Source organism: Sorangium sp. So ce1153, from assembly GCF_051521595.1.
In the GTDB taxonomy this organism is placed as follows: domain Bacteria; phylum Myxococcota_A; class Polyangia; order Polyangiales; family Polyangiaceae; genus Sorangium.
The window spans coordinates 9138765-9153229 of sequence record NZ_CP150361.1; the positions used below are offsets into that span (position 1 = coordinate 9138765).

Below are 14465 nucleotides of genomic sequence, written 5' to 3' on the forward strand. Positions count from 1 at the left end.
CTCAGAATCGAATACCTCGATTTCGTTCAGCTTTCCCGGGCCGACGTGAGCCATCTCACTGGCTGTCTCGTCGCTCAGGCCGGGTCCGCCGCGGGCTCATCCTGCTCCTCCACGGGGGCCGGCGGCGCCTCTCCCGGCGCCACGGGCGCCTCCGGCGTCGCCTCGTCCTCGCCGCCGCCGCCGGCCGCCACCGGCCGCGACTCCCACGTGGCGAGCGGATCGAGCAAGGCCGCGCTCAGCGTCTCGCTCCCCGGCTCATCCGGGTCCGCATACGCGGCGACCCGCGTCGCATAGTCGCGGAGCGCGGCGAGCAACGCCAGGAGCGCGCCGCGCACGTCCGCGGCCGGCGCCGCTTCCGGCTTCGGCACCGTGATGTGCAGGGCGCGGCCGTACGCGTCGTGCGCTTCCTGGATGTGCGCGAGGAACGCCTCGCCGCCGAGCTTCTTGAACGTCCTCTCGTGCCGGCCCGCGGAGATGGCGTCGAGGCGGTCCTTCGACTCCTTCCACTCGACCTTGTACGGCAGCTTGATGAAGCCGAGGCCACCCTTGAAGACGAGGTCGTGGAGGCTCATCGCCTCTTCACGGTGCGGGTTCCGCTCCGGCGGCAGCCTGCACCAGCCAGAGAGCCAGTCGTACGCCGCGCTCCAGGCGTTGTCGATGGCGCGATCGGCCTTCGGCTTGCTCTGCGCGCTGGCCGTGGCGCCCTGCGGGCGGGTCACCGCCTCGAGCGCGTTGCGGGCGGCGGCGAGGCGCCCCTTCGAGCGCCCGATCGTCATCGGGAGCTCCTTCTGCCTGAGCTCCTTCTGCCTGGCGTCCGCCGTCGTGATGAGCTGCGTCGCGAGGACGACAGCCTCGGCGGCGCTCAGGCGCGGGAGCGCGATCAGGTCCTGTGACGTGAAAGAACGAGCCATGTCGGGGTTCCTTTCCCTCGATTGCTGCATTTACTGCGCGACAGGCAAGGATAGTGCGACAGGCGCTCTCGATGCAAGGAATCCATGCACCAGCACGGCAGGGCGGCGGCTACGCCGGAGTCAGCCCACGCTCGAAGAGCTGTCGTCGCCTGTAATCGCCTGTAATTGACACGACGCGGGAGGTTCGTTCGTCCTCGAGCGTTCGCCCTTGCAGCAGGCATCGGGGTCGCGAGGACAGCCCCCTCCGCCGCCTGCATCACGCCCATGTCTTGGAGACGTCAGAATGCGACCGCGGGAGGATCGGGAGGAACGACGATCCGCGGACCGGCGGACTCCAAAGGCGACCTTCACCGGTCCCCTTCAGCAGCGAATCGATGCGCGCCTCGCGGTCGGCGCGGTGATCAGCGATGTCCTCGGCCGCGACCTCCCCGGTGAACACCAGGAACCCGTGCCTCCGCACGAACCGCGGATCCGTGCCCTCCTCGTCCGCTGGCACGCCGCTCTCGTCTGCGAGCATCGGCTCCGGCTCGGCTCGGAGCCTCTCGCGAAGCAGCCGCGAAGCTTCCTTCTCCGGCGTCGTGCCCAGCCGCTTCGCCCTGAGCTCCAGCGTCTCCACGATCTCCGGCTCCAGGTTGTCCAGGACCAACTGCGCCATCTGCCCTCCAGCGTGCTCGCAGCCGAAGTCTACCTGATGGGCGGTGATTGGGATCTTTTTCGCCGCGAGAGCGACCTCTCCCGCGCCGCTGCGCCCGGCCCTCTCCTCTCCGCCCTCACCCGCCCGCCGCGTCGAGCAGCGCCCGCAGGAGCGGCGGCATCCTCCGCGCGTCGCAGGGCGCCTTCACCGCCCGCCCCGCGACGACCGCGCTCATGTGGCACGTCCCCGCCCGCGGCAGGTGATCCATCCAGTAGAGGTCGAGCCGGTCGTCCTGGGCGAGCCGCCGCACCATCGGCTCGAGCGGCAGCATCAGCCCCTCTCGGAAGCGGGCCAGATAGACCACGTTCGACAGGCGAACCGGCGAGTTCAGGCCGATCCGGCGCCGCGTCCCCGACGCGAAAGGGCCCGTGTGATCGATGAACTCCACCGTCTGGAGGTCGCCGTACAGGTCCGGCTCCGTCTTCTCGACCGTCACCAGCGTCCACGCGCAGAGCGGCCGCTGCGCCCGCAGGAGCGCGCGGGTCATCTGCTCGAAGTCGGGGAGATCCGCGGCCGCGCGCGCCTCGGTGTAGTGGCCGTGCGCGAACTGGTTGCGCTCGGCCTGCATCAGGTTCGAGAGCGTCTCGAACGTCTGGTTGTGCGACAGCTTGACGTCGAGCACCTCCCTCGCCATCGAGCCGATCGGGTCGTCTCGGTCACCGAAAGCGCGCGCGGCCGTGCGCGCGAGCTCGCGCCAGGCGCCGAGCGCCAGGCCGTCGCGCGTGCGCGTGCGGCCGTGGAAGTCGAGCACCGCGCCCCACCCGGGAGGAGGCCCGCCCGCGCCAGAGGCGCCCGCGCCAGCGAGGCCCGCTCCCCCGCTGCGCGCAGGGGACGGCGGCGCGCTGCCGCCGCTGAAGAAGGCCGAGACGAGCACCGTCGCGATGAAGCGCCACGTGCCCTCGAGCACGTCGAAGAGCATCTTCACCCGCTCGATCGCGCTGGAGGCCCCGATCGCGGCCCGCACCCGGCCCGCGATCGGGTACGGCAGGCCGCCGCTCAGCGCCGAGAGCACGCCGTGCGGATCGCTGCACTCGCGCGAGATCTCCGCCGCCCGCGCGCCCGCGCCGACGTCGTGCAGGAGCTCCCACGAGAGGGTCCGCGCGTGCTCGACCCGGCCGTCCAGGATCGGCGGCCGGGCGTGCCAGTCGCACTGCACCGCGCTCGCCATCACCGCCGGGTCCGCCTTGCGCGGCACGCACGCGGCGACGACGCCCGGCGCGAGCGGCGCGATCAGCGCGCCGGCCCCCGCATGGCTCGCGACGACCGCCGCGAGCTCCTGCGCGAGCGCGCCGATCACGTGCGGCCCGACGCCGCCAAGCGCGCTCTGCTCCTCGATGCCGAACAGGACCGTCGCCCGGCGCCCGCTCTGCGACGCCTCGATCACCTCGAGCGGCGCCGCCAGGCGCGCGCTCGCCGCTCCGTCGCGCAGCTCCGCCACGGCAGAGGTCCCCGGGGCGCCGAGGGACCCCGAGGCCGCCCGCTCGCGCTCCGCCGCGAGCGAGGCGATGGCGTGCAGGGCGAGCTCGACCTCGCGACCGGCGACGTCCGCGTCCCCGGCGAGCGTGAAATAGCCGCACGCGAACGCCCCGGCCCCGGCCGCCTCCGCGGCCTCCAGGGCGCGGCGGGCAGCGGCGGCCGCCTCCGCGGCGCCGCCCCGCACGAGCACCACCGCCGTGCCGTCCGCGTCGCCGACGGGCAGGTCCGGCCACAGGCGGTGCACCGCGACCAGCGCGGCGGCCGCGCGCGACGCCGCGCCCCTGCCGCTCGCCGCTGCCTCCCCGCCCCTGCCGCTCGCCGCTGCCTCCCCGCCCCTGCCGCTTACCGCTGCCTCCCCGCCCCTGCCGCTTACCGCTGCCTCCCCGCCCCTGCCGCTCGCGGCGCCCGAGACCGGGGGCGCCGCCTCGAGCGGCCGGAGCAGGACCAGCGCCCCCTGGCCCTTGCGCGAGAGGAGCGACGCGCACTCCTGCTCCAGGCCGGCGCGCGCGAGCAGGCCGGTCGACGGGTCCACCGCCCCGGCGGGGACCGACAGCGCGGCGTAGCGGCGGTCGAAGAACGTCGCGCGCATCCCGCCGACGCAGACGAAGGTGCCGTGCACGAGCGGCGACTCCTCCCCGCGCGCGAGGTGCCGCGCGCCGACCTGCACGGGCACGCTGCACTCCTCGCGGCGGCGCAGCCACCAGCGCACGCCGTCGTGGCGCAGCGTGGCCGCGAGCCGCGACGCCACGTCGGCGTAGACGAGCTCGTTGCGCTCCTCACCGACGCGCTCCGCGCGGCCGAGCCGCAGCGCGCCCACCGGCTCGAGCCGGAGCTCGTGCAGGTACCCGTCGCGCCCCTCGATCCGCAGCCGATCCGGCGCGGCCACCTCGCCGCGCCACAGCGAGAACCCCGGCGATTGCGTGAGCCACAGCGTGGCGCCGACCGCGGTGACCGAGCGCAGCTCGGCCCCGGGCGCGCCCTCGGCGGCGCTGCCCTCGGCCGGCGGGATGCTCTCGCCCGCCGGGAGATCTCCGCCGCTGTCTTGTGCGCCCGTCACGCGTGCCTGTCCATGGTGATGCCGGCGAGCCGCGCCGCCCGAGCGCCCCGCGGGCCCCTCGGGCGATTACCGCACCCCGCCTTGGCAAATTCAACGCAAAAACGCAGCTTCGCCGCAGCGCATTCCTCGAGCGCCGCCCGCCCCCTCGCGCCCTCGCCCGCACCGGCCCCGGAGGCCGGCAGCGCGCTGCCGGCAGCGCTTCGACGACCTGCCGGCAGCGCTTCGACGACCTGCCGGCGCGGTCTCGCGGCGTCAGGGCGCATCCCGCCCGAGCCTCCCTCCCCCAGCCGCCACGAACCGGGGAGCCCACGCCATCCCAACGACCTGCCTGGCACCCCGGCGCCCGCATCGCGGCCGCCCTGGCACCGCGTCCCCCAGATCACCCCCTGGATCCATGACACAAGAATTAACCACAGCGGCAGAGAGAACACGGAGCTTCTTGGTCCTCTCCTCTGGGCTTCTGTGGTTCCTTCTCTCGTGCGATCGGGGAGGAACCTGGGCGACAAGGGGGAGACTGTGCGACCGGCGCTTTTTTCGGGCTCTGTAGCGGCGAATGTGCTTGTCATATGCCTGTTGAGTCCAACCGTCGCGTCTAGCAGAAAGGGAATATTCGCATGAGCACCGGTCGAACTTTACGGATACTGGGGCTTCCGATCGCCTTGGCGGCAACCTTCTCTCCGTTCATCGCCTGCTCGACGGACGCGGAAGCTCCGTCCGGCACCTCGTCCGGTGCGCAAGAGAATCCTGCAACCTGCTCGTACAGCATCACGACGAGCGTTTACGATGGGAGCCCGGAATACTGGGGCACGATCGAGATCAAGAATACCGGTTCGAGCGACTGGACGAGGCCGGAGGTCGCGTTCGCGGTACCGAACGGCGCCACGTGCGATCATGACGAATCGGGCTGGACCCACACGCAGTCCGGATCCAGGTGCACGTATTCGACCACATCCAACGTGACGGTGCGCCCCGGCTCGTCGGTCATTTTACATTTCTCCACGACCTCGGAAGCTTCGTTCATCCCCTCGAACATCGAGCTGAAGGATCCGAGCTGTGGCGGCACCGGCTCTGGCGGTACCACCGGCTCTGGCGGTACCACCGGCTCTGGCGGTACCACCGGCTCTGGCGGCGCCACCGGCTCTGGCGGCGCCACCGGCTCTGGCGGCGCCACCGGCTCTGGCGGCGCCACCGGCTCTGGCGGCGCCACCGGCTCTGGCGGCGCCACCGGCTCCGGCTCGGGCTCAGGCTCCGGCGGCGGCACGGACGTGGTGTGGCGCATGGCCAGCCTGACGGAGTTCGAGTCGTACCCCGACCCGGGCAGCGAGGAGTGCATCGAGTTCAACGGTTGCACGTGGGCAGGTCAGTTCGCGGCGCTCGAGGGGCAGCAGCCGGAGAGCTGGGTCCGGGAGCACAACATCGCGGCCGTGCACTCCAAGGACTTCGAGGCTTACAAGCTGAAGACCCTGCGTCTCCGGAAGGATGGCGCAGAGATCGACGTCACGGTGTACGACATGTGCTCCGACTCCGATTGCAGCGGCTGCTGCACCGAGAACGCCCGACCTTCGGGATTCCTGATCGACCTCGAAAAGTACACGGTCGAGCGGTTCGGGGTTTCTGCGGACGGCCAGGTCGAGTGGAGGTGCCTCGACTGCGATTGACGCGCTGGAGGTGCCTCGACCGCGATCGGGGCACCGCCGTCGCGCCTGGTTCCGCACGTCAGAAATCCCGCCAGAGAAAGCGGTCGATGACGAGCAGTCACCGGAAACAGCCCTCGGCGCGGTGCCATCGACAGCGCAACGTTCCGTCCAGGAGCCACCGCGACGCGAGCCGAGAAGGGCTGGTCAGCACCGGTGAACCGCTTCGGACGTGCGGGGCTGGACGCGACCGCCGCATGCCGAGATACTCGGCCCACGATGCTCCCCGGTGACCTGTTCGCCAACCGCTTCGAGCTCGACCGGCCCATCGGCGAGGGCGGTATGGGTGTGGTGTGGCGCGCGCTGGATCGCCTGGACGGCGAGCCGATCGCATTGAAGGTCATCCGCCGGCAAGACGACCGGTCCATCGCGCGCTTCCAGAGGGAAGCGCGGGTCCTCGCCGATCTCCATCACCCCGGGATCGCGCGTTACGTGGCCCACGGCGCCACCGATGACGGGAAGCACTACCTCGCGATGGAGTGGCTCGAGGGAGAGAGCCTCGGAGCTCGGCTCGCGCGCGGTCCGCTGGGCGTCCACGATAGCCTGGCGCTCGTCGATCGCGTGGCGGGGGTGCTCGCCGTCGTGCATGCGGCCGGGACCGTTCACCGGGATCTCAAGCCGGACAACCTCCTTCTCGTCGGCGGCAGTCTGGAGCATGTGAAGGTGCTCGATTTCGGGATCGCGCGGCCGGTGGACGTCACTTCCGCGCTGACGAACACTGGAATGCTCCTCGGCACACCTGCCTACATGGCGCCCGAACAGGTCCGGAGCATGCCGGACATCGACGCTCGCGCCGACGTGTACGCGCTGGGTTGCCTGCTGTTCGAGTGCCTCACCGCCAGGCCGCCGTTCGTCGCCGAGCACGTCATGGCCTTGCTGGCGAAGATCGTCTTCGAGGACGCGCCACGCCCGGGCGATCTGCGTCCGGGGGTGCCCGCCTGGGTGGACACGCTCGTGCAGCTCCTGCTCGCGAAGGACCGCACACAGCGGCCTGCGGACGCCGCTACAGTTACTACTTTCCTGCAGGCGCGTGGCGCAACGGCAGGCGGCCCGCCAGCGCCCCAGGTACAGGCCCTGACCAGGAGCGAGCGGAGGCTCGCTTGCGTGGTCCTGGCCAGAGTCAAGCACAGCGGCCATGACCCGGGGCGCGCGTCGCCGTCGGCTTCCTCGCCGGACGATCAGGAAACCTTGCAGGCGCTGGCTGACGCCACCGTCCAGCTCCCGTTCCCCGCCACGTTGCTGGAGGGGCTGAGGAACGCCGCACAATCCCACCGTGCGCGCTTCGAGGTCATGCGGGACGGCTCGGTCGTCACCATCCTGACGGACGCGCGCGCGCCCACCGACCTGACCGCAAGGGCTGCCCGCTGCGCGTTGTCCATCCGCGAGCTCCTCTCGGACGCCTTCGTCGCCCTCGCGACCGGCTGGGACGAGCTCGACGGGACGCAGCCCCTCGGGCAGGTCATCGATCGCGCCAGCGCCCAGCTTGCCGCGTCCTCCGAGGAGGCCGCGCTACCCACGCCGCGGCCGATCCTGCTCGACCCCACGACGGCGTCGCTCCTCGGCCCTCGCTTCGAGGTCCGTGAGGATGGGCCGCACCTCCTGCTCGCCGGCGAGCGCGAGCCGCTCGAGGATGTGCGTACGCTGCTCGGAAGGCCGAGCCCCTGCGTGGGGCGCGAGCGCGAGCTGCTCCTCCTGCAGACGACGTTCGACGAGTGCGTCGCCGAGTCCGAGGCCCGCGCGGTGCTCGTCACGGCGGAGGCCGGCGTGGGCAAGTCGCGCCTGCGCCACGAGCTCGCGCGGCGTCTCACCGGCCGCGGCGAGACCTTCGAGTTGTGGATCGCACGCGGCGATCCGATGCGGCTGGGCGCGCCGTTCGGCATGCTGGGCCAGATCATCCGCCGCGCCGCGCGGCTGCTCGACGGCGAGCCGCTCGAGGCGCGGCGGGAGAAGCTCGCCGCGCGCGTGGCGGTGAACGTCGCCGAGCCGCTGCGGCGGCAGGTCGCCGAGTTCCTGGGCGAGATGGTGGGCACGCCTTTCCCGGGAGATGAAAGCGTGCTGCTCCGGCCGGCGCGGCAGGACCCGAAGCTCATGGGCGACCAGATGCTGGCGGCGTGGGTGGAGCTCGCGCGCGCCGAGTGCCGGGCGCGGCCGCTCTTGCTCGTGCTGGAAGACCTGCACTGGGGCGACCGGCCCACCGTCGAGTACGTCGACGCGGCGCTCCGGGTCCTCGAGGGTGAGCGGCTGATGGTCCTGGCGCTCGCACGCCCCGAGGTGCGCGAGGCCTTCCCGGACCTCTGGAGCAAGCGGGCGCTCACGGATCTGCGCCTCGTGGGGCTATCGCGGCGGGCATGCGAGAAGCTCGTCAGCGAAGCGCTCGGACGGATCGACAACGAGGGCGTCGCGCGGATCGTCGACCGCTCGGGGGGCAACGCGTTCTTTCTCGAGGAACTCGTGCGCGCCGCGGCGGAGGGCCACGGCGGCGGCGTCCCGGAGACGGTGCTCGCGATGATGCAGTCGCGCCTGGAGGGGCTCGCGCCCGAGGCGCGTCGGGTGCTGCGTGCGGGCAGCGTTTTCGGGGGCGTGTTCTGGCGCGGCGCCGCGGGCGCGCTGCTCGGCGCCGAGTCAGACGGGCCGAACCTCGACGCCTGCCTGGAGGAGCTCGCGCGGAGCGAGCTCCTCTCGCGCCTGCACGAGTCGACGTTCCAGGGCGAGGTGGAGTACGCCTTCCGGCACGCGCTCGTGCGCGACGCGGCCTATGAGATGCTGACCGAGGAGGACCGGCTGCTCGGCCACCGCCTCGCGGGCGCGTGGCTCGCCGACGCCGGCGAGACCGACGCCATGGTCCTTGCCACGCACTTCGAGCGCGCCGGCGAGCTCGAGCGCGCGATCGGCTGCTACCGGCGAGCGGCGGAGCAGGCGCTCGGCGGCAACGACTACGCGGCGGCGATCGAGCGCGCCGAGCGCGCTGTCGCTTGCGGCGCCGCCGGCGAGGCGCTCGGCGAGGTCGAGACGGTCCAGGCGGAGGCGTACCGCTTTCGGGGCGAGAGCGCGGCGGCCGAGCTGCACGCGACCATGGCGATGCTGGCGCTGCCCGAGGGGAGCGCGTCGTGGTGCCGCGCAGCGGGCGCCGCGCTCTGGGCCTCCCACCTCGTGGGGCGCGGGGACGCCGTCATCGCGCTCGCAAGGACGCTTTGCGCGCGGTGGTCGGCCGAGGCGGTGACCGGGCCCGAGCTCGGCGCCATGGCGCAGGCGGCGCTGATCCTGCTCTACATGAAGGGCCAGTGCGAGGAGACGGCGGCGCTTTCGTCGCGCATCGACGCGTCGTTCGGGCGCTTCCAGCACGACCCGACCGTCAGCGCGCCCATCCTGCGGCTGCGCACGATCCACGCGATCCTGGCCGGGGACGTCGGCACCGCCTGGGAGCTCTGCGAGGCGTCGGTGCGCGGCTTCGAGGCGGCGGGCGACGTGCGCGGCGCCTGCGGTGCACGCACCAACGCCGGTCATTTCTGCAACGAGCTCGGCGCCTACGCCGACGCCGCGCGCCAGCTCCGCGCCGCGCTGGCCGACACGGGGCGGCTCGGCCTGCTGTTCATGGCGGCGGTCGCGAAGGAGAACCTCGGCCGCGCGCTCCTCCAGCTCGGCGATGTCGACGGGGCGCGCGCCCTGCTCGACGACGCGCTCCGGTCGTTCGTGGCGTCCGGCGACCGGCGGATGGAGGGCGGCACCTACGCCTACCTCGCGGAGGTTTCGCGGGTCGCGGGGGACCTCGCGCGCGCCGAGGCCGAGGCGCGCCGCGGCTGCGAGCTCCTCGCCGACGTCCCGCCGCTCATCCCGTGCGCGCTGGGCGTCCTGGCAGGGGTGCTGCTCGCCGCGGGGCGCGCCGCCGAGGCGCTCGAGACAGCGAACCGGGCCGCGGAGGTTGCCGCTCCGATCGTCGCCGCGCAGGGGCACCTCGAGGAGGGCGAGTCGCAGATCTACCTGGTGCGCGCGGAGGCGCTCGAGGCGTGCGGCGCGCGCGACGCAGCCCGCGCCGCGATCGCGACCGCCCGCGAACGGCTGCTGGAGCGCGCGGCGCGGATCGCGAACCCCGCGTGGCGGGCGAGCTTCCTGGAGAACGTGCCCGAGCACGCGCGCACGCTCGCGCTCGCCCATAGGTGGCTCACGAAGGAGCCCGGTATCCTTCGGTAGAGAATGGGCAGGGCAGGCAACGCGCATGGGTGGCTGTTTCCGCATCCGGTCGCACGCCCGCTTGTAGAGGGCGCGAGGGCGCTCGCGTACATTGGACCCCCGGATGACAGGGAGGCGACCAGCGGGCGGGATCGACGTGCTCATCATCACGGCGCTGCAGCTCGAGCTCGATGCGGTCCTCGCGCTGGGCGAGGGCGGAGAGCGCGGCTGGCAGGAGGCCTTGGACCCGAGCGGGTTCCGCTACCATCTCCGGGAGATCCCGCGCGATCCAGCGCGCCCCGGCGCCGCGCCCCTCCGCGTGGCGGCGGCGTGGTCCGGGCAGATGGGCGAGGGCGCCGCGGCGGTCCGGGCGACGCACGTCGTGAGCCACCTCGACCCGGCGTGCCTCGCGATGTGCGGTATCTGCGCGGGCGCGCGCGGCGAGGTGTCGCTGGGCGACGTGATCGTCGCCCAGCGCGTCTACAGCTACGATCACGGCAAGCTCATTGCCACCACCGACAGGCGCGGCCGGCGGTCGGAGGCCCTGATCCGGGATATCGAGACCTACAACCTCGAGAAGACGTGGGCGATGGACGCGGCGTATTTCGCCCGCAATCCCGGCCTGTGCGCGGCGCTCGCCGAGGAGCGGCCGCGATCGCTGGAGAGCCAGGAGCGCTGGCTCCTGCACCGGCTCTTCGACCACGAGCGCGCGGGCGGGCCGCTGCCGACCGAGGACGCGGAGCTCGCGGCGCGGTGTCCGCGCTACAGCGACCTCGTGCTGCTCCTCCGCAAGAAGGGGCTGCTCGAGAAGCGGCCCGGGGTGCTCAAGCTGACGAAGAAGGCGAGGGCCATCGTGCAGGATGAGCGGCTGCGGCACCCGCACGGGCTCCCGGACGACCCGCCGCTCCGGGTCCACGTCGGCCCGATCGCGACCGGCAAGACGGTGCGCGAGGACCCGGAGCTGTTCTCGCGCCTCCGCCGGGAGGTCAGGAAGACGCTCGGCGCCGAGATGGAGGCGGCGGCGATAGGCTATGTCGCCGAGCACCTGGGGCGCCGCTCGATCATCGTCAAGGCGGTCTCGGACCACGGCGATCACGAGAAGGACGACGCCTTCCAGACGTTCGCGGCGCGCGCCTCGGCCAGGTTCCTGCTGGCGTTTCTCCAGCGGCACATGCCCGAGCCGAGCGCGCCCGCTCCAGGTGCGCTCCCCCCGCGCGCGGCGAGCGCCACCGCGCGCGACGCCGCGCGGAGCGACGACTTCCTCTCTCGCGTCCAGAGGGTCTGTGAGCTCCACGCCGGGCAGAGCGCGATCGTCGAGCGCTTCGAGGCGCCGCCCCCGTTCGGTCAGTTCCTCCGCGTCTCGCGCAGCGACGGCGGCATCGCCCGTACCTACCCGGTCGCCGCGCTCGACGAGCCGGTCTCGGCGGAGGCGCTCGAGGCGTTCCTGACGCACATCGACGCGGCGTACCGCCGGGACGACTCCGGGATGATCTCGCACCTCATCTACAGAGGCGATCTCGCCAGCCCCGCGCTCGTGGACAGGGCCGCTGCGCGGCGGGTCCGGCTGCAGAGCTTCGTCGAGTACCAGGGGCTCATCGACTTCAGCCGATATCTACAGTGGCAGACGACGCGGCTCGAGAACGACCCCGTCTACCCTCCTTCCATCTACGTCGACCAGCGGATGCGGGTCCTCGACCCCGAGGAGAGCGACGAGAAGGACGCGCTGGAGGAGCTCACCGCCTGGCTCGGGTCGCCGCACGGACGGTTCGTGGTGATCCTGGGCGACTTCGGCACGGGGAAGACGTTCCTCCTGCACGAGCTGGCGCGGCGCCTCGGCGCCTCGGGTGGGCCGGTCGTGCCGATCCTCCTGGAGATGCGGTCGCTCGAGAAGGCGCGCTCGCTCAACGAGCTCGTGGCGCAGCACTTCGCGCGCTCGAAGATGGAGGCGATACGCCTCCCGGCGTTCAACTTCATGCTCGCCGAGGGCCGGATAGCGCTGCTCTTCGACGGCTTCGACGAGCTCGCGCTCCGGGTGAGCTACGACCGTGCGGCGGAGCACTTCGACACGCTGATCCAGGCGGCGCAGGGCAACGCGAAGGTGGTGGTGACGAGCCGCTCTCAGCACTTCCTGTCGGACAGGCAGGTACGGATGGCGCTGGCCGAGCGGGCGGCGCTCATCCAGGGCCACCGCCTGACGAAGCTCCTGCCGTTCACGAAGGAGCAGATCCGCCGCTTCCTGAACAAGCGCCTCGGGAGCGAGGCAGCGGGGGAAGAGCGCCTCCGGCTGCTCGACGACGTGAAGGACCTCCTCGGGCTGTCGGCCAACCCGCGGATGCTGAGCTTCATCAGCGAGATCGACAGCGGCGAGCTCAAGGCGGCGCGGGAGCGGGCGGGCGAGATCACCTCGGCGGAGCTCTACCGGCTGCTCATCGAGCGGTGGCTGAAGAACGAGTTCATCCGGGCGAACCCGAAGGGCGCGCCGCCCGGGCTCTCGGTCGATCAGCTGCGCAAGGCGGTGACGACGCTCGCGATGCTGCTCTGGCAGCGGACGGAGCGTACCTTGAACCCGAGCGAGCTCCCCCAGCGCTTGCTCGACGAGGTTCAAGCGCTCGCCGAGCGGCGGCTGGAGTCGGGCCCCCTGGCGCACCAGATCGGCTCGGGGACGCTGCTCGTCCGGGACGAGGACGGTAATTTCGGGTTCATCCACCAGTCGGTCCTCGAGTGGCTGGCGGCGCGCGAGGCGGCGACGGAGGTGCTGAAGACGGGCGACAGCGCTGCGCTCGGCGTGCGGGAGATGAGCGATCTGATGATCGACTTCTTCGGCGACCTGGCAGGGCCCGCGGTCTCGCGGCGCTGGGCGGACGCCGCGCTGCGGGGCCCGGCGGGGGAGATGGCGAAGAAGAACGCGCTGCGGATGCAGGCGCGGCTCCCGGACGAGCGGGTCGAGCTGACCGTCTTCCCGGACGAGCGGGTCGAGCTCGCCGGTCACGACCTCCGGGGAGAGGACCTCTCGGGGCAGGATCTCCGCGGGGCGAACCTCTCCGGGGCGAACCTCTCCGACGCGCGGCTGGTCGAGACCAGGCTGGAAGGGGCGTCGCTGGCGAGGGCGACGCTGGTGCGCGCCGACCTGACCCGCGCGAGGCTATCGGGCGCCGATCTCTCGGGCGCCGACCTCTCCGGCGCACGCCTCCTCGGGGCGGACCTGCGGCGCGCGCGCCTCGAGGGCGCGGTGCTCCGCGCCGCCAAGCTCGTGGGCGCCCAGCTCGACCGCGGGGCGCTCGAGGAGGCGAAGGACGCGGCCGGCGCGGCGCTGCAGGGGATGATCCCGCAACCGAGGATCACCAGGCGAGCGCCGTCCTGCGTCGCCGTGACGTGGAGCAATGATGGTCGGAGGCTGGCTTCTGTCCACGCGGACGAGTCGATCATGCTCTGGGAGAGCAGCACCGGGCGGGTGATCGGCGAGGTGGTCAACGTCGACCAGCAGCCGAGGACACTCAAGTTCTCGCGCGACGACGAGGCACTCGCCATGTGGACCGGCAGCTCGCTGCTCCAGTGGGATCTCAAGACAGGACACGTCAAGCGCCTTCTCTCCGAGACGCCCGCCGCGCTGGAGGCGGCGCTCGGCCCGGAGACGCAGCTGGCGCTCGGGCACTCCACCGATAGTATCAAGATATGGAGCCGAGGGACCCGTGAGCCGCTTGGCATCCGTGTCGGTCGTGTCGGCTCCGGCGCGCGGCTGGGTCGAGTGGTCTTCAGCCCGGACGGGCGTACTCTGGCCATCGGGGCTTTCGACGGGGTCATCCATCTCTGGGACGGCAGATCCGGCCCGGCGCGCGCCCTGAGGGGGCACGAGGAGAACATCTCCGACCTGTCGTTCGACGCCGAAGGGAGGCTCCTCGCTTCAGGATCGACGGATCGGACGGTCCGGCTATGGGACACCGCCTCGGGCAGGGCGTTCAAGATCTACAGCAACTATGACAGGCCGGTTCACCACGTCAGGTTGAGCCCGGACGGCAACTGGCTGATGTCGGTCTGCGCTGACGACAAGATACGATTACAGAACATCGCACGACGCAGTTTTCGGGTGCTGCGGGGCCACAGGCGAAACATCGTGAGCGCCGAGTTCAGCCCAGACAGCACGCGGCTCGCCTCGGCGTCCAAGGACGGCACCATCCGGATCTGGACGGTGCCTGGCGGCCTTTGTGTGGCGGTGCTCGTGCACCTGCCAGGCGGGTGGATCGCATTCTCTCCTGACGGCCGCTACAAGCTCTTCGGCGACACGGCAGGCGCCTTCTGGCACGAGATCAAAGGCTGTCGGTTCGAGCCCGGGGAACTCGACCCGTTTCTCCCGGTCGCGCTGCGTATACCGTACGAGGCTCCCGTGTTCGATCGCTCCTGACACTCGCCCGCCCTGTCCGCGCACGATGGCCCCGCGCTCCGGGTGAAGTGCCGTGCCCGAGCTCACG

Annotated in this window: 6 protein-coding genes; 3 read left to right on the forward strand and 3 right to left on the reverse strand. The window is 72.0% G+C overall.

The window, feature by feature from the left end:
• Window positions 1-74: 74 nt before the first annotated feature.
• The 3 genes from WME85_RS32835 to WME85_RS32845 form a co-directional block, all read right to left on the reverse strand.
• Complete coding sequence (locus WME85_RS32835) at window positions 75-911, reverse strand: hypothetical protein (protein WP_437827049.1); 837 nt, start codon at window positions 909-911, stop codon at window positions 75-77.
• 256 nt (window positions 912-1167) lie between these two features.
• Window positions 1168-1566, reverse strand: a complete 399-nt coding sequence (locus tag WME85_RS32840) for a hypothetical protein (protein ID WP_437827050.1) — start codon at window positions 1564-1566, stop codon at window positions 1168-1170.
• A 115-nt stretch (window positions 1567-1681) separates the two neighbouring features.
• Window positions 1682-4138 (reverse strand): hypothetical protein, encoded by a 2457-nt coding sequence (locus WME85_RS32845; protein ID WP_437827051.1) that lies wholly within the window; start codon window positions 4136-4138, stop codon window positions 1682-1684.
• Window positions 4139-4752: 614 nt separating this feature from the next.
• Here WME85_RS32845 and WME85_RS32850 point away from each other — a divergent pair.
• From WME85_RS32850 to WME85_RS32860, 3 genes are all read left to right on the forward strand, one after another.
• On the forward strand, window positions 4753-5796 hold the full coding sequence (locus tag WME85_RS32850; RefSeq protein ID WP_437827052.1) for a hypothetical protein: 1044 nt from the start codon (window positions 4753-4755) through the stop codon (window positions 5794-5796).
• Between the two features lie 255 nt (window positions 5797-6051).
• Window positions 6052-10020, forward strand: coding sequence for a protein kinase domain-containing protein (locus WME85_RS32855; protein ID WP_437827053.1), 3969 nt, complete (start codon window positions 6052-6054; stop codon window positions 10018-10020).
• Window positions 10021-10156: 136 nt separating this feature from the next.
• The gene (locus WME85_RS32860) at window positions 10157-14398 is read left to right on the forward strand and encodes a pentapeptide repeat-containing protein (RefSeq protein WP_437827054.1); all 4242 of its coding nucleotides are present in this window, start codon (window positions 10157-10159) and stop codon (window positions 14396-14398) included.
• Window positions 14399-14465 lie beyond the last annotated feature (67 nt).

Coding starts and splice junctions, on each gene's coding strand:
- WME85_RS32835 (WP_437827049.1), bottom strand. CDS start 911: ATGGCTCGTTCTTTCACGTCACAGGACCTGATCGCGCTCCCGCGCCTG.
- WME85_RS32840 (WP_437827050.1), bottom strand. CDS start 1,566: ATGGCGCAGTTGGTCCTGGACAACCTGGAGCCGGAGATCGTGGAGACG.
- WME85_RS32850 (WP_437827052.1), top strand. CDS start 4,753: ATGAGCACCGGTCGAACTTTACGGATACTGGGGCTTCCGATCGCCTTG.
- WME85_RS32855 (WP_437827053.1), top strand. CDS start 6,052: ATGCTCCCCGGTGACCTGTTCGCCAACCGCTTCGAGCTCGACCGGCCC.